The organism is Collimonas fungivorans Ter331, assembly GCF_000221045.1.
GTDB classification, from domain to species: Bacteria; Pseudomonadota; Gammaproteobacteria; order Burkholderiales; family Burkholderiaceae_D; genus Collimonas; species Collimonas fungivorans_A.
Genome location: NC_015856.1, coordinates 4,428,696 through 4,448,145 on the forward strand (window position 1 = coordinate 4,428,696; position 19,450 = coordinate 4,448,145).

The 19,450-nt window shown below is 56.8% G+C and carries 14 protein-coding genes, 2 tRNA genes, 3 rRNA genes and 1 other RNA gene; 7 read left to right on the forward strand and 13 right to left on the reverse strand.

Translation table 11 applies throughout. The features are described from left to right. Positions 1-21 precede the first annotated feature (21 nt). Complete coding sequence (locus CFU_RS19605; protein WP_041742489.1) at positions 22-738, reverse strand: response regulator transcription factor; 717 nt, start codon at positions 736-738, stop codon at positions 22-24. A 303-nt stretch (positions 739-1,041) separates the two neighbouring features. Between CFU_RS19605 and CFU_RS19610 the strand changes: the two genes are divergently transcribed. From CFU_RS19610 to CFU_RS19630, 7 genes are all read left to right on the forward strand, one after another. Further along, entirely contained in the window at positions 1,042-2,301 is a 1,260-nt protein-coding gene (locus CFU_RS19610) for an SPFH domain-containing protein (RefSeq protein WP_041742490.1), read from the forward strand. Further along, positions 2,298-3,704 carry a hypothetical protein gene (locus CFU_RS19615; RefSeq protein ID WP_014007741.1) on the forward strand — a complete coding sequence of 469 codons (1,407 nt, stop codon included), beginning with the start codon at positions 2,298-2,300 and terminating at the stop codon, positions 3,702-3,704. The genes CFU_RS19610 and CFU_RS19615 overlap by 4 nt, the downstream gene beginning before the upstream one ends. A gap of 87 nt (positions 3,705-3,791) precedes the next feature. Continuing rightward, positions 3,792-4,154: a transfer-messenger RNA gene (ssrA, locus tag CFU_RS24095) on the forward strand. Between the two features lie 50 nt (positions 4,155-4,204). Continuing rightward, positions 4,205-4,591 carry a hypothetical protein gene (locus CFU_RS24690; protein ID WP_148264901.1) on the forward strand — a complete coding sequence of 129 codons (387 nt, stop codon included), beginning with the start codon at positions 4,205-4,207 and terminating at the stop codon, positions 4,589-4,591. 30 nt (positions 4,592-4,621) lie between these two features. Then, complete coding sequence (locus tag CFU_RS19620) at positions 4,622-5,437, forward strand: transporter substrate-binding domain-containing protein (RefSeq protein WP_014007742.1); 816 nt, start codon at positions 4,622-4,624, stop codon at positions 5,435-5,437. 135 nt (positions 5,438-5,572) lie between these two features. Continuing rightward, positions 5,573-6,937, forward strand: a complete 1,365-nt coding sequence (gene chrA / locus CFU_RS19625) for a chromate efflux transporter (protein ID WP_041743713.1) — start codon at positions 5,573-5,575, stop codon at positions 6,935-6,937. Between the two features lie 74 nt (positions 6,938-7,011). Beyond that, entirely contained in the window at positions 7,012-7,338 is a 327-nt protein-coding gene (locus CFU_RS19630; protein ID WP_041743714.1) for a barstar family protein, read from the forward strand. Positions 7,339-7,347: 9 nt separating this feature from the next. Here CFU_RS19630 and CFU_RS19635 read toward each other — a convergent pair whose 3' ends face one another. The 12 genes from CFU_RS19635 to CFU_RS19690 form a co-directional block, all read right to left on the reverse strand. After that, positions 7,348-8,166, reverse strand: coding sequence for a phosphodiesterase (locus CFU_RS19635; protein WP_014007745.1), 819 nt, complete (start codon positions 8,164-8,166; stop codon positions 7,348-7,350). Next, positions 8,163-9,224, reverse strand: a complete 1,062-nt coding sequence (locus CFU_RS19640; RefSeq protein WP_041742494.1) for an ABC transporter ATP-binding protein — start codon at positions 9,222-9,224, stop codon at positions 8,163-8,165. Before CFU_RS19640 ends, CFU_RS19635 begins: the two co-directional genes overlap by 4 nt. Further along, positions 9,221-10,024 carry an ABC transporter permease gene (locus CFU_RS19645; RefSeq protein ID WP_041742495.1) on the reverse strand — a complete coding sequence of 268 codons (804 nt, stop codon included), beginning with the start codon at positions 10,022-10,024 and terminating at the stop codon, positions 9,221-9,223. Before CFU_RS19645 ends, CFU_RS19640 begins: the two co-directional genes overlap by 4 nt. Then, positions 10,021-10,866, reverse strand: coding sequence for an ABC transporter permease (locus CFU_RS19650; RefSeq protein WP_014007748.1), 846 nt, complete (start codon positions 10,864-10,866; stop codon positions 10,021-10,023). Before CFU_RS19650 ends, CFU_RS19645 begins: the two co-directional genes overlap by 4 nt. Then, positions 10,863-11,870 (reverse strand): ABC transporter substrate-binding protein, encoded by a 1,008-nt coding sequence (locus CFU_RS19655; protein ID WP_041742496.1) that lies wholly within the window; start codon positions 11,868-11,870, stop codon positions 10,863-10,865. The genes CFU_RS19650 and CFU_RS19655 overlap by 4 nt, the downstream gene beginning before the upstream one ends. Before the next feature lie 19 nt (positions 11,871-11,889). After that, positions 11,890-12,912, reverse strand: a complete 1,023-nt coding sequence (locus tag CFU_RS19660) for a LacI family DNA-binding transcriptional regulator (protein ID WP_014007750.1) — start codon at positions 12,910-12,912, stop codon at positions 11,890-11,892. A 154-nt stretch (positions 12,913-13,066) separates the two neighbouring features. Then, positions 13,067-13,522 (reverse strand): GNAT family N-acetyltransferase, encoded by a 456-nt coding sequence (locus tag CFU_RS19665; protein WP_041742497.1) that lies wholly within the window; start codon positions 13,520-13,522, stop codon positions 13,067-13,069. Positions 13,523-13,616: 94 nt separating this feature from the next. After that, positions 13,617-13,729: ribosomal RNA gene (gene rrf, locus CFU_RS19670) — 5S ribosomal RNA — on the reverse strand. 190 nt (positions 13,730-13,919) lie between these two features. Next, positions 13,920-16,794, reverse strand: a 23S ribosomal RNA gene (locus CFU_RS19675). 331 nt (positions 16,795-17,125) lie between these two features. After that, positions 17,126-17,201 (reverse strand) — tRNA-Ala (locus CFU_RS19680). Positions 17,202-17,210: 9 nt separating this feature from the next. After that, a tRNA-Ile gene (locus tag CFU_RS19685) sits at positions 17,211-17,287 on the reverse strand. 125 nt (positions 17,288-17,412) lie between these two features. Next, positions 17,413-18,943: ribosomal RNA gene (locus CFU_RS19690) — 16S ribosomal RNA — on the reverse strand. Together the 16S, 23S and 5S rRNA genes with 2 tRNA genes alongside form the textbook arrangement of a ribosomal RNA operon. Between the last annotated feature and the right edge of the window lie 507 nt (positions 18,944-19,450).

Sequence of the window (19,450 nt, forward strand, 5' to 3'; positions counted from 1 at the left end):
CGCGGTTGAAGTGGCGGCACATCATTTTTCCTGGTCGACCCAGCGAAAGCCGCGCATCGGGATATTTTCAATGCAGGCAAACTCTGCGTCGACCTCGCGGAACGCATCGCGGATGGTGCTGACGTGCTTGCGGATATTGTCGCGGTTGCGCCCGCTCTTGACCACCTGGAACAACTGCTCATAGGTCACCACCTGGCCGCGATGCTCGTACAGCGCGGCCAGCAGGCGCTGCGCCGTCAACGGCAGGTTGATGCGTTGCGCGCGCCAGATCGGGGTTTTCTGGCGCAGCGGGTCGATCGACAGTTCATTGCTGCTGGCCGCAGGCGCGCTCTCCCTCGCGCTGTTGCGGTCCTTTGCCGCGCGCAGGATTTCCAGGAAGGTATCGATGAAATCGGATTCCTCGAAGGTTGCCTTTTGCAGGTAATCCCAGGCATCCAGCGCCTTCATGATGCTGCGGTAGATGGTGGCCGGCATGGCCGACACCACCAGCACCGGCGTTGCCTGGCCCTTGTTGATGGCATTGATGATGGCGACGCCGGCATGGCGCTCGCGCCCCAGTTCGATGTCAAGCACCACCAGGTCATAATTCTCGCGCGCCAGCGCCGCTTCGGCATCGTCGCGCGTATACCACTGGTCCACCAGGATGCCGGGCTTGGCCGATTCGATCCAGCCCTTGAGCTGGTTGCTGGTCGGGATGTCGTCTTCGATCACCGCTACTTTTTGTGCCTGCTTTGACATTTTTTCTCCGCTACATCCGCTATCAATGACGCCCATCGTCCTCGCTCTTTTCGTGGCCTGCAGGATGAAGGGTCATGAAAGTATCCACGCTTTCCCATGAAATGTCTGCGCCGCGCTGTGAGTATTTCTTCACACGGCTTACCGGAATGCGACGTTGCGGAGCATTCACCGCTCCCGGATAACGCGACTGCCCCTGCCCGGCCATTGTTACTTCCGCGGCCTGGGGCGCAAGATTCTTCCCAGGGAAAAGCACTGCATGCCGCTCCCAACCATCGAATTACCACATCAACCGGGGGAAATATCATGTCTGAACGGCTCGAATCACTGGCGCAGGGCCTGCTGGCGCTGCTCACCACAACCATTTCGGCAATCGGCGCTACGCTGGCCGGCCTGGCCCGCGCCGCACGGCGTGCCTGGATACTGTTGCTGGCGCTCGCGCTGATAGGCGGCAGCGGCTACGAATTGATTACCCATCCGCCATTCAAGACTCTTGAACCGGGCGAAGTCGGCATCCGCGCCAATAAGCTCACCGGCGGCACCACCGAGGTAAAAGACGGTCTGGTCGTGGTCATCCCCGGCCTGCATGAACTGCGGCGCTACTCGCTGCTCGACCAGGTCTATCGTCCGGTCCGCAGCAGCAAGGCAAACGGCGAAGCGCCCTTCCAGTCGATCGAGGGCCTGTCGCTGGGGGTGGACCTGACCATACGCTATGCCATCGACCCGGCCAGGCTGGCCGCTATCGCGGCGAAACTGCCTGCCGACATCAACGGCGAGATCGTCGAGCCGATGGTGCAGGGCGTGATCTACAAGTCCTTCACCCGCTATTCGGTGCGCGACATCTTTTCCACCCAGCGCGGCGAGATCCAGAAAGAAATAGAAAACGAGTTGAAACCGAAACTGGCGGCCGACGGCATCATCCTGCGCGGCGTACAGATGGGCCAGGTCGACCTGCCGCCGGAATACCGTCAAGGCATGGAAAAACTCCTGGCCGAGGAACTGGAAACCGAAAAAATGAAATACACGCTGGAGCTGAAGAGCAAGCGAGTCAAGCAAACCGAGCTGGAAGCCGAAGCCGACAAGGTGAAACGCGAAAAATCGGCGGAAGCGGCTGGCAACGAACAGATCATTGCCGCCAAGGCCCAGGAAGAAGCCATGAAACACGTGCTGCCATTCAAGCAAAAGCAGATCGAGCAGCGTCAGTATGAAGCCGAGGCAGAGAAGGTATCGCGCATCAAGACCGCCGAGGGCAGCGCAGAAGCGCGCCGCATCGAAGCTACCGGTGAAGCCGATTCACGCCATAAGCTGGCCGACGTCGAAGCCTATCGCCTGGAAACCATCGGCAAGGTCACCAGCGCCCAGCTTGAGCGTGACGGCGCGCTGATCTCGAAGAACCCCTTGCTGATCCAGAAAACCATGGCCGACAAACTGTCCGACAAGATTTCGGTCATCATCGCCGCGCCCCCGGCCAACGGCGGTTTCATCGGTTCGGCCTTGCTCGGCGGCGGCCAGGCGGTTGCCTCGCAAAATACACAAGCCAACGCTGCTCAGGAGACACAACAATGATGCTCGCCGCCCTGGCCCTGGTCGCCATCGTCACCCAGGATAGCGCCGCCCTGCGCGCCGCGCCCCGCGAATCGGCCCAGCAGCAAGCCGTGCTCTGGCAAGGCGACAGCCTGGAAGTGCGCGGCGAAAAGATGGACTACCTGCAGGTATACGATCACCGCCGCGAACGCGGCGGCTATATCCGCGCTTCGCAAGTGCGTACCCAGTCGCTGGAACCGAAAGACGCGCCCGACCTGCTGGCAGTGGTGCGCTTCCTGCGCGACACGCCGGGAGCCGAGGCGCTCGGCATCAGTTACGCCGCAGCCTACCTGAAGGCGGCGCCAGCCGAAGCCATCGGCCCCGAGCCATTCGATGCGCTGGGCGCCATGGCGGAGCGCCTGGCGCGCCGCGCCTCCGCCAAACGCGGAAAAACCGACGACGCCGTATTGGCGGCCCATCTTGAAGTGGCATCCAGCTATGGCATCGGCATGCAAGGCTTCGAGCGCGATGGGCGCATCCAGCTTTGCTACAACGGTGAAGCCTTCCGCCGCGTACTGGCCATGAAATCGGACGATGGCCAGCGCGCCCGCGCTGCCCTGGCGCTGACCCGGCCCGAATGCGTAGACCCGAATCTCACGCCTACCGACCGCAACAGCCTCGATGCCTGGCGCGGCGAGATCCTCGACCGTGTGCAATTGACCAACCTGCCCGAATACGAAAAAAACCGCCTGCGCCTGCGCCGCGCCGGCGTCTGGGCCAGCATCGCCTTCGAACGCGCCAGGCAGCGCCTGCCGGCCCAGGACGCCGCCAACCGCGCCTTGCAGGAACTGGCCGGCGTCAACAAGCAAGAAATCGCCGAACCGGATGCAGCCGCTTATACCGATGCCGCCGTGCGCGTCGCTGCCTCGCGCTGGGCGGCGGAACCCGAACCAGCTGCCGGCAGCGGCCTGGCGGTCGTCACCACGCCCGGCGAAACCGGCGAAACCTGTGTCGCGCTGGTGGATGCCAAACACGATCAAAAGAACCCGCTTTTCAAGCGCTGCACCTACGGCCTGGTCTGGAAAGCCTCGGCCAGCGTCAACGCCCAGCAAACCGCCCTGGCGCTCGCCGTGCAACCGCTCGATTCATGGCGCGAGCTGTGGGTATTCCATCAGGCAGAAAAAGGCTGGACCATCGATATCCTGCCGCCGGCCGCGAACACGCCCGATATCGGCTACCTGGAATTCGCCGGCTGGGTGCCAGGCAGCACGAAAATGCTGGCGGTGCGCGAAGCCCGTGTGGACGGGCGCTTCAAGCGCAGCTTTGAAGTGATCCGGATGGATACCATGGATGTCGAGAAACAGGCCGATAACCCGCGTTCCCTGAGCCTGTTTTACCGCTGGCAGGATCCGGCCTGGAAAAGGGGGACCTTGAGCATGCGGTGACAATTGGCTCCGTCCCAGTCAAGCCCCCGGGATGCAGGCCTCGGATCGAGCGATAAAGTGGTATACTGATGTTTGCTTTATAGCGTCGGGGGCGACCTGGTTTCGACGTGGGTTACAAAGCAGCGCAGGGCATACCGAGGACCGACTACCTCGTAAATACAATCGGAATAGATCTAACTGCAAACGATAACTCGTACGCACTAGCCGCTTAATAACCGGTTAGCTCTACACCATCTCGTCCCTGGGGTGGGCTGGTAAAACAGCAGTAGAGTCATATACAGGGAATCGCTTTTAGTCGGGTTACTTGGCTGAAAGTTAAATTTAGGTGACTCGCCTGAACGAAGCGTGTGCGTCCGCGTCGGCTGGGTTAAATCAAATGACAGCACTAAGTATGTAGAACTGTCTGTAGAGGACTTGCGGACGCGGGTTCGATTCCCGCCGCCTCCACCACCAATACAAAAGGTCACCCTTTAGGGTGGCCTTTTTTATTGGTGCTCGATATGACGGGTATCGAAGCCGCGGCCGGAACGGACGCGGGGCGAAGACAGGGTTTCGGCAAGCGTGCTTGCCGCTGTCTGAGCGGTTTTCGCCTGCAGGCGAAAACCCGGGAGATTCCCAGCGCCCCCAGAAATGAAGGCCGTTTTGTTTGGCGCTTCAATGGCCCGGCCCAATCCTCCGAAGCAAGGAAACAACAATTCGCCTCGAATCCGATGCGTTTTCCAAGCCTTTTCACACTTCCTGCCAACAGTTTTTGCATAAATTCGCAGGAAAGAAACAGCGCGACACAATTCCCGATTATTCCGTATACAAACTTTCTGCCCAGACATAGAATCCTGTGCGTAACAATCGTTGCAGCTGCAATGCGAGCCATTGAAAAATGGACATGAGTTCGTTCAATTGATTCTGGGAGTCTTCTTGTGAAGCGTTACGCCGGTGTATTTGCATGTCTTCTTGTCTATTCCCTTGCCTTGGCAACCACCTTGCTGCCGGCCCATGAGAGCCGCGCCGATGCACTGGAAGACGTGCAGAACCGCCGCGCGATCCGCATCGCGGTGCCAAAAGACACGCCGCCGTTCGGCGCCGCAAACCAGTACAAGGCGCTGGAAGGTTTCGATGTCTCGATCGCCAGGATGATTGCGCTGGAACTGGGCGTCAAGCTGGACATGGTGCCGCTCGACAGCGGCGAGCGCATTCCGTCGCTGCTGAACCGGCATGTCGACCTGGTGATCTCCAGCCTCGGCAAAAATCCTGAGCGTCAAAAACAGATCGACTTTTCGCAGGCTTATGCGCCGTTTTACCTCGGTGTATTCGGCGCGCCGGGCATCGACGTCAAGAACGCGGCCGGACTGGGCGGCAAGACTATCGCTGTGCTCAAAGGCTCGATCGAAGACGGAGAGTTGAGCAAGGTGGCGCCGGCGTCGGCCATTGTCAAACGCTTCGCCACCGAGCCTGAGGCCGTCAAATCGTATTTGCAGGGCGAATCCAAATTGCTGGCGGCCGGCAACGTGCTGATTTCCGCCTTTACCAAAGAGCAAGCGGAAGCAACCCAGCTGAAAATCGTGCTGAAAGACTCGCCCTGCTTTATCGGCATTAATAAAAACGAAACTGCATTGCTGAACAAGGTCAACGCCATGCTCAGCACCATCAAGCAAAACGGCATGCTCAATGTCAATGCACAGCGCTGGTTCAAGGCGCCTTTGCCAGACAGCGTGCTGCACAGCTCTGTCGAATAAAGCCGAACCGCGCTGTATCGGATAAAAAAAGGGATTCCGCAACCGGAGTCCCTTTTCTCTTTGTAGGATAAGCTGGTGCAAAATTGGCGGCGCGGCGCCGCCACAGCTTCCAACAATATCGACGAAACCAGGCATATGAGCCAATCCGGAATTCCATCCGCAGCGCACATAGAACTTCCCCCACCTGCAGTCAGTTTTCGGCAGGCCTTCCTGTTCTGGCTCAAACTGGGTTTCATCAGCTTCGGCGGACCTGCCGGCCAGATCTCCATCATGCACCAGGAGCTGGTTGAGAACCGACGCTGGATTTCGGAACGGCGCTTTCTGCATGCGCTGAACTATTGCATGGTGCTGCCGGGCCCGGAGGCGCAACAACTGGCCACTTACATCGGCTGGCTGATGCACCGTTCATGGGGCGGCATCGTGGCCGGCGTCTTGTTCGTGCTGCCCTCGCTGCTGATCCTGATCGCCCTGTCCTGGCTGTATATCGCCTTTGGCAATTTGCCGCTGGTCGCCGGCCTGTTCTACGGCATCAAGCCCGCCGTGACCGCCATCGTGCTGCAGGCAGCGCACCGGATCGGCTCGCGCGCGCTCAAGAACAATGCCTTGTGGGCGATTGCCGCAGCGTCGTTCGTGGCGATTTTCGCCTTGCAGCTGCCGTTCCCGGTCATCATCGCCGCCGCAGCGCTGACCGGTTACATCGGCGGCCGCATCGCGCCGGACCGTTTCAAGACCGGAGGCGCGCACGGCAAGGCAGACCAATCGTTTGGAGCCGCGCTGATCGATGACCATACGCCGACCCCGACGCATGCGCAATTCCGCTGGTCCACCTTGTCTTGGATAGCCATCGCGGGCGCCTTGTTGTGGTCGCTGCCGATGGGCTTGCTGACAGTGTTCTATGGCTGGCATGGCGCCCTGACGCAGATGGGCTGGTTTTTCACCAAGGCGGCGCTGCTGACTTTCGGCGGCGCTTACGCGGTGCTGCCGTATGTGTATCAAGGCGCGGTCGAACACTATGGCTGGCTGACGCCGACACAAATGATCGATGGCCTGGCGCTAGGCGAGACCACGCCCGGGCCGCTGATCATGGTGGTGGCTTTTGTCGGCTTCGTCGGCGGTTATGTCAAAGCCGTATTCGGACCAGACAGCCTGTTTCTTGCCGGCGCCGCCGCGGCGGCACTGGTGACCTGGTTCACTTTCCTGCCCTCTTTCCTGTTCATCCTGGCCGGCGGCCCGCTGATCGAAGCCACCCACCATGACCTCAAGTTTACCGCGCCTCTCACGGCGATAACCGCCGCTGTGGTGGGCGTGATCCTGAACCTGGCGGTATTCTTCGGTTACCACGTGCTCTGGCCACAGGGTTTTGGCGGCGCCTTTGACTGGTTATCGGCGCTGATCGCGCTGGCCGCGGCGGTCGCCCTGTTCCGTTTCAAGCGCAATGTGATCCATGTCATTGCGGCGTGTGCGGTAAGCGGCCTGGTCCTGAAAATGTGGGTGCTGTGAATCGAATCGCGCAACTTGTTGCGGCAGATGTGATAAGTTCGACAAATAATCTGGAATTCAAGCAGGAGAACATGATGCCAAGCGCGCGCCTGAATGGCGAAACCATCACCGATTGGGACAGCTTCCATACCGAATGCGCACAGGTATTCGGTTTTCCCGAATTCTACGGCCGCAACATGAATGCCTGGATCGATTGCCTCAGTTATTTGCGCGATGAAGACGGCATGAGCAAGTTCCGGCTGCGGGAAAACGAAGTGCTGAGCATCGAAATATCGCACAGCGAGAAACTGCGCCAGCAGGCGCCCGATATCCTCGAAGAGCTCGAATTTTGCATCGCCGCGATCAATGAACGCTACGACGACTATGGCGAAAAACCAGCGCTGAAACTGACGCTTCGCTAGCAGCCTGGTTTAATCGATCAGGCTGCCGCCATCGTAGAACGGATAGGGGCCGTCGAATTCGCCGACATAGGCGGTATGGCTGATCAAGCCGGTTTCCGCATCCCACAGGTGCAGCTGGAAAGCCGGCGGCTCCATGACGAACTGCGAGGCGGCTTGCGGGCTGAGATCCAGCGCCACCTGGTGCGCGACACCGGGACAGGTGGAGGCGATCGTACCGCCGAAGCGCACCTGGATGCTTCGGTGCAAATGGCCGCAAAGAATGCGCTCGACCTGCGGGTGGCGGCGCACCACCTCAGCCAATGCCTGCGGCTGCGCCAGACCTATCTGATCCATATGGCCGATGCCAGTCTTGAACGGTGGATGGTGCATCACAATGACTGTCGGTTTATCTGGCTGGGCTTGCAATACCTGGTCCAGCCAGGCCAGGCTGGCCGGCGCCAGCGCCCCGCCGCTGGCCTGCGGAATGACTGTGTCCAGAGCGACAATGCGCAAAGCATAGTCGTCGATGACATATTCGATCCTGCCTGCGCTTTGCCGCAGGTAAGCATGATCGGGAAACGCCGCACGCAAAGCGCTGCGCTCATCGTGGTTACCCGGCAGCAGGTAGTAAGGCATGGCCAGAGGCTGCAGCAGCTGGCGCAGGAATGCATATTCCTGCGGCTTGCCGAAATCGACCAGGTCGCCGGTCAGTACTACCGCATCGGGCCGCTGCCTGAGCTGATTGACCTGCGCCACGCAACGCCTCAGGCTTTCAGCCGTATCGACGATGCGGTACGATTTTTTGCCGCCTGCCTTGATGTGCAAATCGGAAATCTGGCAAAGAATCATGCGGCTGCTCCATGGTTAAAGTGCAGCAGCGCATGTTCCGCTACGCGCAATGCGATAGGTTCGCCTGCCCGCCAGGAAGCGCGCCTGCCGGTTTCCACGATGACCGGCTGTTCAGCACCAATATCGATCACCAGGCGCGTCCGGTCGCCCAGGAAGAATGTGGACAACACAGCGCCCTGCATATTCGCGCCGGCCACGCCATCGGCGACGACTTCCACATCTTCCGGCCGGAACATCAGCGTTGCCGCCGGCGCCGGCGACGTTGCGGCGAACGGCAGCATGCCGCCGGCAAATCGCAGGTAGCCATCGTGCACCCTGCCCGTCACCCGGTTCATGGTGCCGATGAAATCGGCTACAAAATGGCTGGCAGGGCGATAGTAGATATCCTGCGGACTGCCGATCTGCGCAATCCTGCCGCGCTCCATCACGACTACCCGGTCGCCCAGCGCCATGGCCTCGCCTTGATCGTGCGTCACATAGATTGCCGTGATGCCGAGCTTGCGCAACAGCTGGTTGAGATCGGCGCGCAAGGTTTCGCGCAGTTTGGCGTCCAGCGCGGTCAATGGCTCATCCAGCAGCAGCACCTTGGGTTCGACCGCCAACGCACGGGCCAGCGCGACCCGTTGTTTTTGACCGCCCGACAACTGGTCGATGCGCCTGTGGCTCAATCCTTGCAGGTGCACCATCTCCAGCAGCATTTCGATTTTTGCCTGGCGCTGGGCTGCCGGCATTTTGCGGATCTTCAAGCCATAGGCAATGTTTTCGCCGACCGTCATGTTGGGAAACAAGGCGTAATTCTGAAACACCATGCCGACGCCGCGTTTTTCTATCGGCAAAGCGGTGACGTCTTCACCGCCGAACAGGACCTGGCCGCCTGCGTCCGGAAACTCGAGTCCGGCAATCAGGCGCAAGGTGGTGGTCTTGCCGCAGCCGGACGGCCCTAGCAGGACGACGGTTTCCCCAGGCTGGATTGCCAGCTCTATCGGCTGCAGCGCCTGTGCGCCGTTGGCGAAGGTTTTACCGCACTGGATTAGTTGGATGGAAACAGCATTTTTCATAAACGGACTCTTGAGCGTGTGGCATGCGTCACCCATTGCATGGCGATCAGCAGTGGAATGATCATCAGGAAGAAGATCAGCGTATATGCGGAGCCGACTTCGAGCCGCATCGAGGCATAACTGTCGGCCAGCCCGACCGGCAGGGTCATGGTCAGGGGTGTATGCAGCATCCAGGTGATGTTGAATTCGCCTATCGACAAGGTCACCACCATCAGGGCGCCGGCAAGGATGCCTGAAAACACGTTGGGAATCACGATCCCGAAGAACCGCTGCCCCAGTCCCGCGCCAAGGCTGGCCGCGGCTTCCTCCAGCACCGACAATTGCGACGACTGCATTACCGCCAGCACCGGACGCACCATGAACGGCAGCGTAAACAGCACATGGCCGATCAGGATAAACAGCAGGCTGCCGCGAAACTCCCGGTACTGGCCGTACGCCATGATCAGGGCCAGTGCCGTCGCCAGCCCCGGCACAGCTACCGGCATCATCAGCAGTTCTTCGATCACGCGCGCCAGCCGGCTGTTGCCGCCCCGGTGCCGCGCCAGCATGTAAGCCAGCGGCACGCCGGCGGCGGTAGTGACTGCCAGGCAGGCCAATGCGATGGCAATCGAACGCCAGATGGTCTGCTGATAGGTGTCCCAGACCTGCATCACCCAGCGTAGAGTGAAACCGCTGGACCAGCCGACGAAGAAATTCTCGGTGACGCCGGCCAGCATCGACAATACGATAGGCACGATCAGGAATGCGCACACCAGCAAAGTGAATGCCAGCTGCAGGTAAAAGCGGAAAGAATGCTTCATGCCGCTGCTCCCGCCGCATTGCCTGACCATGAACGCGCCAGCGCCAGCACCAGCCAGGTGGTCGCTCCCAATACGATCGACAGCGCGGCGGCCATCGAAAAATTGGCATAGCTGGTAAATTCGTTATAGATCGCCATAGGCAATACATCAATATTGGTCGCCAGCGTGAAGGCGGTGCCAAAAGCGCCGACGCTGGTGGCAAAACAGATCGCGCCGGAGGACACCAGCGCCGGCGCCAAAGCCGGCAGCACGATATCGGCAAACACTCGCAGCGGATTGGCGCCTAGCGAGCGCGCCGCTTCTTCCAGCGCCGGATCGAGTTTTTCCGCCGCCGCCATCACCGTCAAGATCACGCGCGGAATCGAAAAATAGAGATAGCCCAGGAACAGGCCGCCCAGCGAATAGGCGAATACCCAGGCGTCGCCGAACAGCCAGTTTGTCACGGCGCCAATCAAGCCCTGGCGGCCGGCCAGCATGATCACCATGAAACCGACCACCACCCCGGGAAACGCCAGCGGGAAAGTCAGCATGGCCAGCAGCACCGCTTTGCCGGCAAAACGGTTACGCTGCAAAAACAGCCCGACCAGGGAAGAAATCATCAATGTCGCCAATGTGACTGCGGCCGACAACAGCAAGGTCAACATCAGGCTGGTGAAATAGTGGCGGTTGGTCAGCACGGCAAGATACGCTGCGGCGCCGCTCGGCCCGCTGGCGCCGACTTCCACCAGGCGCAGCATCGGCAGCAGCCAGAAGGCCAGGAACAAGGTCACGCCTGGCGCCGCAAACAGCAGGTAAACATGGCGCCCGGCTGGCGTGCGCCGCTTCTGGCTACTCCGCTTCACCGCAGTTCAGCCTGATAACGTTCGCTGAATTTGCGCTGGACCTCGGCCATCTTGCCGTAATCGACCGGCTTGGCGCGGGCATATTCCGCAGCCGGCAGGAAGCGTGACTGGGCTTCCTTGGAAATGGCGGAAGCACGCACCGGCCGCAGGTAGGCATTAGCCCAGATCGCCTGGCCTTCGTTGGATAGCAGGAAATCGAGTACCTTCTTGGCATTGGCAGGATTCGGGCCGTTCTTCACCAGGCTGACCACATACGGCACCGTCACCGTTCCTTCGCTAGGGATCACAAACGCGACGTTGGCTTTGTCTTTGTATTTGGCGCGATAGGCATCGAAGTCATAACCGAACAGAATCGGGATCTCGCCAGACAACAGGCGTGCATAAGAAGTCTGCTTAGGCACGATGGGCTGGTTTTTTTGCAGCGCCTTGAAATAATTCATGCCTGGCGTGAAATTGTCCAGGGTGCCGCCCAATGCCTGGTTGACCGCCACTGCACCGACATAGCCGACAAAAGCGCTGGCCGGGTCGAGATAGCCGATCAGCCCCTTGTATTCCGGCTTCAGCAAGTCCTGCCAGGAACGCGGCACCGGTTTCCCCTTGAGCGCATCGACATTCACCATCAGACCCATGGTGCCGGAATGGATAGTGAACCAATAACCGTCGGGATCTTTCAGGTCGGCCGGAATGTCATTCCAGCCGGCCGGCTTGTAAGGAGCCACGACCTCATTTTTCTTGGCTTCAATGCCGAAGGTCACGCCGACATAGGTGAAGTCGGCCACCGGGCTGGCTTTTTCAGCGATGATCTGCGACAGCGACTGGCCGCTGTTCTTGTTATCGGGCGGCACCGTGATGCCGGTCTTGTCCTTGATGGTCTTGATCTGCGTTGCCCAGTCAGCCCATTCGGGCGGACAGTTGTAGCAGATTGCGTTTTGCGCAAAGGCATGGGCCGATGCAGCGAGGGCGACGGCGGCGGCCATCGCATGGAAAACACGTGCTAAGCGCATGCTGGTTCCTTTCTTGAATTTAACTGTGAAAAGTTCTGACCGAACCGCCCAGACGGACGGTGTGAGGCAATAATTGCGTGGATGCCGGCCCCTGGCCGTCTTGCGGCTCCTCGATTGCACGCACCAGCGTGCGCAGCGCCAGCTTGCCGATCTGCTCGGATGGCTGGGCGACGCTGCTCAGCATCGGATCCATCAGCTCACCTAGCGGGATGCCGTCGAAACCCATCACCGATACATCGTCAGGCACGCGCAAGCCAATTGCGCGCAGATCGCGCATCACGCTCAGCGCCAGCAAATCGTTGGAACAGAACAGCGCGCTTGGCCGCCGCAAGGGATCCCGGAAGATTTGCAGGTGCTCGGAGGAGAGTGCGGCATAGGTATGGCGAGGAATTTCAATTGGCGTCAGCACTTGCAATCCATGCTCGTGCATTGCCTGCCGGTAGCCGTGATAGCGTTGCAGGGCCCGGTCGGAAGCGTGGAATTGTCCGGACAGCATCTGGATCCGGATATGGCCGAGATTGATCAGGTGGCTTACTGCCTCATGTGCCGCGGCCCGGTTATCGACTGACACGGATGGCCGTGCCGTCTGTTGCGGCTGGTTGTACACCAGTACATACGGGATGCGTTCGCGGTCTAGCACATCCAGCGTGCTGCTCGCGTCGGCGTTGGTGACGGTGAGGATGATGCCGTCGACGCGATGCGCCAGCAACAATTCGACGGCAGCGGACTCATCCTGCTGGCGATATTCGGTTGCGGTGAACATGACCGAATAGTCGCGCTGGCGCGCCGCCGTTTCCACTCCTTGCAGGCATTGTGCAAATACCGTGTTGGACAAGGTCGGCACCACCACGCCGACCGTGCGCGAGCGTCCGGCGCGTAAGTTGCGTCCGGTGAAATTCGGGCGGAAACCGAGGACTTCGATTGCCTGGTTAATCCTGCTGGCGGAATCGATGCTGACCGAATCCGGCTTGTTCAGCAGACGCGATACCGTAGCGATCGATACGCCGGCTTCCAGGGCTACCTGTTTGATGGATGGACGCACAATTTTATCCGCGATGTAAACGTTTACATCGTGCCAGCACTTTGTTACGCGCTGATGACCGTGCGCAGGTCTGCCGGGATGGATTGCTTAGTGTCGTATTGCCTGCTCGGCCGCTGTCCAGCGTTCGATGGATGGCGTGGCCGCTGGAGCAAGGCTATCGTGATGGACGAAGATAATAGATATCCCATTCCTCTTCCGCAAGGAATTCAAAGCCATGGCGCTGATAAAAACGGTTGGCATCGCTTCCTCTCAGGGCGCCGACACGCACCGGCAGTGACAGCGCGTCGGCTTCTTTAAAGACTTGCGCAAGGACAGCGGCGCCGATTCCTTTCCCCTGGTTGCCGGGGCGGATATAGAGATGATCGAGCAGTAATTGACCGTGAGCAGGTTTGACCACCACAAAACCCAGCCGCTGGCCGTCGACCGCTACATGCCGTGTGTGCATTGCCGAAAAACTGGAGCGCAATCGTTCCCTTGCGCGAACCGGGTCGAAGCGGCCGATGCGTTCCAGGCTTTCGCGCATGGCGTCTATGCGCAACGCCAGCAGTTCTTCAAAATCCGTTTCAATTGCCTGAACCAGGCTGATAGGCGGGGGATTTGCGGCAGACATGTTCGATTGCCCTTCAATTGGGCTGGTAATTGTAAACCGTTTTCCCAAAGCAAAAACCCTCTGCATGTTGAATGCAGAGGGTTTTTTAATAAAAGCCTGACGATGACCTACTTTCACACTGGTTGCAGCACTATCATCGGCGCAAAGTCGTTTCACGGTCCTGTTCGGGATGGGAAGGGGTGGTACCAACTCGCTATGGTCATCAGGCATAACTTGTATCGTTTTTGTTCTCCGGTTGGAGCAACAAAGAACGCAATTTAGAAGAAGTAGTTTTTTATACCGAGTTCACTAGGGTGAGTGAACCCGGTTGGGTATGAATGTCCAAACGGTGTTGCTATCGTTGAGGATAGTCACCTTGGCAAACAAAAAAGCTCATCATATAACCTGCTAAGGTTATAGGGACAAGCCTCACGGGCAATTAGTACTGGTTAGCTTAACGTATTACTACGCTTCCACACCCAGCCTATCAACGTCCTGGTCTCGAACGACCCTTTAGGGGAATCTAGTTCCCGGGAAATATCATCTTAAGGCAAGTTTCCCGCTTAGATGCTTTCAGCGGTTATCTCTTCCGAACTTAGCTACCCGGCAATGCCACTGGCGTGACAACCGGTACACCAGAGGTTCGTCCACTCCGGTCCTCTCGTACTAGGAGCAGCCCCCTTCAAATTTCCAACGCCCACGGCAGATAGGGACCAAACTGTCTCACGACGTTTTAAACCCAGCTCACGTACCACTTTAAATGGCGAACAGCCATACCCTTGGGACCGGCTACAGCCCCAGGATGTGATGAGCCGACATCGAGGTGCCAAACTCCCCCGTCGATATGAACTCTTGGGAGGAATCAGCCTGTTATCCCCAGAGTACCTTTTATCCGTTGAGCGATGGCCCTTCCATACAGAACCACCGGATCACTATGTCCTACTTTCGTACCTGCTCGACTTGTCAGTCTCGCAGTTAAGCACGCTTATGCCATTGCACTATTAGCACGATGTCCGACCGTACCTAGCGTACCTTCGAACTCCTCCGTTACACTTTGGGAGGAGACCGCCCCAGTCAAACTGCCTACCATGCACTGTCCCCGATCCGGATAACGGACCAAGGTTAGAACCTCAAACAAACCAGGGTGGTATTTCAAGGTTGGCTCCACGAGAACTAGCGTCCCCGCTTCAAAGCCTCCCACCTATCCTACACAGATTGGTTCAAAGTCCAATGCAAAGCTACAGTAAAGGTTCATGGGGTCTTTCCGTCTAGCCGCGGGTAGATTGCATCATCACAAACATTTCAACTTCGCTGAGTCTCGGGAGGAGACAGTGTGGCCATCGTTACGCCATTCGTGCAGGTCGGAACTTACCCGACAAGGAATTTCGCTACCTTAGGACCGTTATAGTTACGGCCGCCGTTTACTGGGACTTCAATCAAGAGCTTGCACCCCATCATTTAATCTTCCAGCACCGGGCAGGCGTCACACCCTATACGTCCACTTTCGTGTTTGCAGAGTGCTGTGTTTTTATTAAACAGTCGCAGCCACCTTTTTATTGCAGCCCTTTCGTCCTTCTGGCGCAGGCCAGTCAAACTACATGGGCGTACCTTATCCCGAAGTTACGGTACAAATTTGCCGAGTTCCTTCTCCCGAGTTCTCTCAAGCGCCTTAGAATACTCATCTCGCCCACCTGTGTCGGTTTGCGGTACGGTCTCGTTAGACTGAAGCTTAGAGGCTTTTCTTGGAACCACTTCCGATTGCTTCACCAATAAATTGGCTCGTCCCATACCCTTGAATTACGCTGCCGGATTTGCCTAACAGCCTTCTCTGATATAGGAACCGGGACTTCCAACACCCGGACAACCTTCCGCGATCCGTCCCCCCATCGCATCTAACGACGGTGCAGGAATATTAACCTGCTTCCCATCAGCTACGCATCTCTGCCTCGCCTTAGGGGCCGACTCACCCTGCTCCGATGAACGTTGAACAGGAAACCTTGGGCTTACGGCGTGGGGGCTTTTCACCCCCATTATCGCTACTCATGTCAGCATTCGCACTTCTGATACCTCCAGCATCCTTTACAAGACACCTTCGCAGGCTTACAGAACGCTCTCCTACCATATCAATAAATTGATATCCGCAGCTTCGGTGACTGGCTTAGCCCCGTTACATCTTCCGCGCAGGACGACTCGATCAGTGAGCTATTACGCTTTCTTTAAAGGATGGCTGCTTCTAAGCCAACCTCCTGACTGTTTTAGCCTTCCCACTTCGTTTGCCACTTAGCCAATCTTTGGGACCTTAGCTGGCGGTCTGGGTTGTTTCCCTCTTGACGTCGGACGTTAGCACCCGGCGTCTGTCTCCCAAGCTCGCACTCATCGGTATTCGGAGTTTGCAATGGTTTGGTAAGTCTCGATGACCCCCTAGCCATAACAGTGCTCTACCCCCGATGGTGATACTTGAGGCACTACCTAAATAGTTTTCGGAGAGAACCAGCTATTTCCAAGTTTGTTTAGCCTTTCACCCCTACCCACAGCTCATCCCCTAATTTTTCAACATTAGTGGGTTCGGACCTCCAGTGCGTGTTACCGCACCTTCATCCTGGCCATGAGTAGATCACTTGGTTTCGGGTCTACACCCAGCGACTGAACGCCCTATTCGGACTCGATTTCTCTACGCCTTCCCTATACGGTTAAGCTTGCCACTGAATGTAAGTCGCTGACCCATTATACAAAAGGTACGCAGTCACGGAACAAGTCCGCTCCTACTGTTTGTATGCACACGGTTTCAGGATCTATTTCACTCCCCTTCCGGGGTTCTTTTCGCCTTTCCCTCACGGTACTGGTTCACTATCGGTCGATATCGAGTATTTAGCCTTGGAGGATGGTCCCCCCATGTTCAGACAGGATTACACGTGTCCCGCCCTACTTGTTGCAAGCTTAGTTCCACAATGATCATTTCGTATAAGGGGCTATCACCCTCTATGGCCGACGTTTCCAAGTCGTTCTACTATGTCCACTGCTAAAACTTGCGGCTGTTCCCATTTCGCTCGCCACTACTTTGGGAATCTCGGTTGATTTCTTTTCCTGCAGCTACTTAGATGTTTCAGTTCGCCGCGTTCGCTTTGCATACCTATGTATTCAGTATGCAATGACCACTAGGGCCGGGTTTCCCCATTCGGAAATCTGCGGATCAAAGCTTGTTTGCTAGCTCCCCGCAGCTTATCGCAAGCTACTACGTCCTTCATCGCCTGATATCGCCAAGGCATCCACCATGTGCACTTATTCACTTGTCCCTATAACTTTAGCTTCTACCTGCGTTCACAAGTAAAAAGCGGTTATAGAGGTATTTCTATGAGTTTAGCGTTTGCCGTATCCAAAGTGTTTTCGCATTGTCCATGCAGCTTGCGCCCATGGACTCTTTTGAGAACTCTTTACATACTTTTTGATTTGATACAATCATACCCATCCACAACAATGTCTTGTCATGGACGAATCTTTACTACTTCTTCTAAATTGTTAAAGAACAGTTATTGCTTTTGATCTTAAAAAGACCAAACCTAAATCCCAATGCCGCTCCTGCGCACCGACTTAGGTTTGACATTTCTATTTCTCACCAAGGAAACTTGGTGGAGGTTGACGGGATCGAACCGACGACCCCCTGCTTGCAAAGCAGGTGCTCTCCCAGCTGAGCTAAACCCCCGGAAATCTTTGGTGGGTCTGGTTGGGCTCGAACCAACGACCCCCGCGTTATCAACACGGTGCTCTAACCAACTGAGCTACAGACCCGCTTGGATCAGTACGAGCCTACCATCAACTACCATGCATCTCTGCACGACAGCCTTTGACCGATACCTGTTCTTCTTAACTAACAGACGATAAGTGTGGACGCTTAACTTTCATGCAAACTCTAGAAAGGAGGTGATCCAGCCGCACCTTCCGATACGGCTACCTTGTTACGACTTCACCCCAGTCACGAATCCTACCGTGGTAAGCGCCCTCCTTACGGTTAGGCTACCTACTTCTGGTAAAACCCGCTCCCATGGTGTGACGGGCGGTGTGTACAAGACCCGGGAACGTATTCACCGCGACATGCTGATCCGCGATTACTAGCGATTCCAACTTCATGTAGTCGAGTTGCAGACTACAATCCGGACTACGATACACTTTCTGGGATTAGCTCCCCCTCGCGGGTTGGCGGCCCTCTGTATGTACCATTGTATGACGTGTGAAGCCCTACCCATAAGGGCCATGAGGACTTGACGTCATCCCCACCTTCCTCCGGTTTGTCACCGGCAGTCTCATTAGAGTGCCCTTTCGTAGCAACTAATGACAAGGGTTGCGCTCGTTGCGGGACTTAACCCAACATCTCACGACACGAGCTGACGACAGCCATGCAGCACCTGTGTTACAGCTTTCTTTCGAACACTCCCAAATCTCTTCGGGATTCTGTACATGTCAAGGGTAGGTAAGGTTTTTCGCGTTGCATCGAATTAATCCACATCATCCACCGCTTGTGCGGGTCCCCGTCAATTCCTTTGAGTTTTAATCTTGCGACCGTACTCCCCAGGCGGTCTACTTCACGCGTTAGCTGCGTTACCAAGTCAATTAAGACCCGACAACTAGTAGACATCGTTTAGGGCGTGGACTACCAGGGTATCTAATCCTGTTTGCTCCCCACGCTTTCGTGCATGAGCGTCAGTGTTATCCCAGGGGGCTGCCTTCGCCATCGGTATTCCTCCACATCTCTACGCATTTCACTGCTACACGTGGAATTCTACCCCCCTCTGACACACTCTAGCCGTGCAGTCACAAATGCCATTCCCAGGTTAAGCCCGGGGATTTCACACCTGTCTTACACAACCGCCTGCGCACGCTTTACGCCCAGTAATTCCGATTAACGCTTGCACCCTACGTATTACCGCGGCTGCTGGCACGTAGTTAGCCGGTGCTTATTCTTCAGGTACCGTCATTAGGACATCGTATTAGGACATCCCGTTTCTTCCCTGACAAAAGAGCTTTACAACCCGAAGGCCTTCTTCACTCACGCGGCATTGCTGGATCAGGGTTGCCCCCATTGTCCAAAATTCCCCACTGCTGCCTCCCGTAGGAGTCTGGGCCGTGTCTCAGTCCCAGTGTGGCTGGTCGTCCTCTCAGACCAGCTACTGATCGATGCCTTGGTGAGCCTTTACCTCACCAACTAGCTAATCAGATATCGGCCGCTCTATGAGCATGAGGTCTTGCGAGCCCCCACTTTCATCCGTAGATCGTATGCGGTATTAGCTAGTCTTTCGACTAGTTATCCCCCACTCAAAGGTACGTTCCGATATATTACTCACCCGTTCGCCACTCGTCAGCGGAGCAAGCTCCCTGTTACCGTTCGACTTGCATGTGTAAGGCATGCCGCCAGCGTTCAATCTGAGCCAGGATCAAACTCTTCAGTTCAATCTCTGTTTTGTGGCATTGCTGCCTAGCATCTCTGCTATCGCTCACTCAAAATACTGACAGTTCACTTGTTTAACCAAGCGACCTATTTTCTTCTTTTGTGAACATTTAATGTTTTAAGTTATACGCCACCCATTTACATGAATGACGCTGCACTTCCATCAAACGCCCACACTTATCGACTGTTAATTGTTAAAGAACCTTCTACTTCGCGTCACCTTCTTACCGGTTCGCGGCGCCGACAAATCGTTTTGTTTGTCAGCAGCAGAGAGATGAGATTATGTGGCGTTTCCAGCTTTTCGTCAACTACTTTTTTACGCATTTCCGAAAAACTTCTTACCAACCACATCACCTTCAACCCCACTTTTCCCCTCGCAAACTCCACCCACAAAACAGCCTCTTTTACCTCTCAGCTGCCTCGTTTGTTTCGCGTCGTTCTCAACGGGAGGCGAACTATAGCAACCCTTCCTCACCCCAGCAAGTACTTTTTCGTTGTTTCCTTAAAAT

Excerpts from the sequence above, each read along its gene's own strand:
- CFU_RS19605 (WP_041742489.1), bottom strand. The coding sequence starts at position 738 with ATGTCAAAGCAGGCACAAAAAGTAGCGGTGATCGAAGACGACATCCCG.
- CFU_RS19665 (WP_041742497.1), bottom strand. The coding sequence starts at position 13,522 with ATGTCTGCCGCAAATCCCCCGCCTATCAGCCTGGTTCAGGCAATTGAA.
- CFU_RS19640 (WP_041742494.1), bottom strand. The coding sequence starts at position 9,224 with ATGAAAAATGCTGTTTCCATCCAACTAATCCAGTGCGGTAAAACCTTC.
- CFU_RS19615 (WP_014007741.1), top strand. The coding sequence starts at position 2,298 with ATGATGCTCGCCGCCCTGGCCCTGGTCGCCATCGTCACCCAGGATAGC.
- CFU_RS19645 (WP_041742495.1), bottom strand. The coding sequence starts at position 10,024 with ATGAAGCATTCTTTCCGCTTTTACCTGCAGCTGGCATTCACTTTGCTG.
- CFU_RS24690 (WP_148264901.1), top strand. The coding sequence starts at position 4,205 with ATGACGGGTATCGAAGCCGCGGCCGGAACGGACGCGGGGCGAAGACAG.
- CFU_RS19655 (WP_041742496.1), bottom strand. The coding sequence starts at position 11,870 with ATGCGCTTAGCACGTGTTTTCCATGCGATGGCCGCCGCCGTCGCCCTC.
- chrA (WP_041743713.1), top strand. The coding sequence starts at position 5,573 with ATGAGCCAATCCGGAATTCCATCCGCAGCGCACATAGAACTTCCCCCA.
- CFU_RS19630 (WP_041743714.1), top strand. The coding sequence starts at position 7,012 with ATGCCAAGCGCGCGCCTGAATGGCGAAACCATCACCGATTGGGACAGC.
- CFU_RS19635 (WP_014007745.1), bottom strand. The coding sequence starts at position 8,166 with ATGATTCTTTGCCAGATTTCCGATTTGCACATCAAGGCAGGCGGCAAA.
- CFU_RS19610 (WP_041742490.1), top strand. The coding sequence starts at position 1,042 with ATGTCTGAACGGCTCGAATCACTGGCGCAGGGCCTGCTGGCGCTGCTC.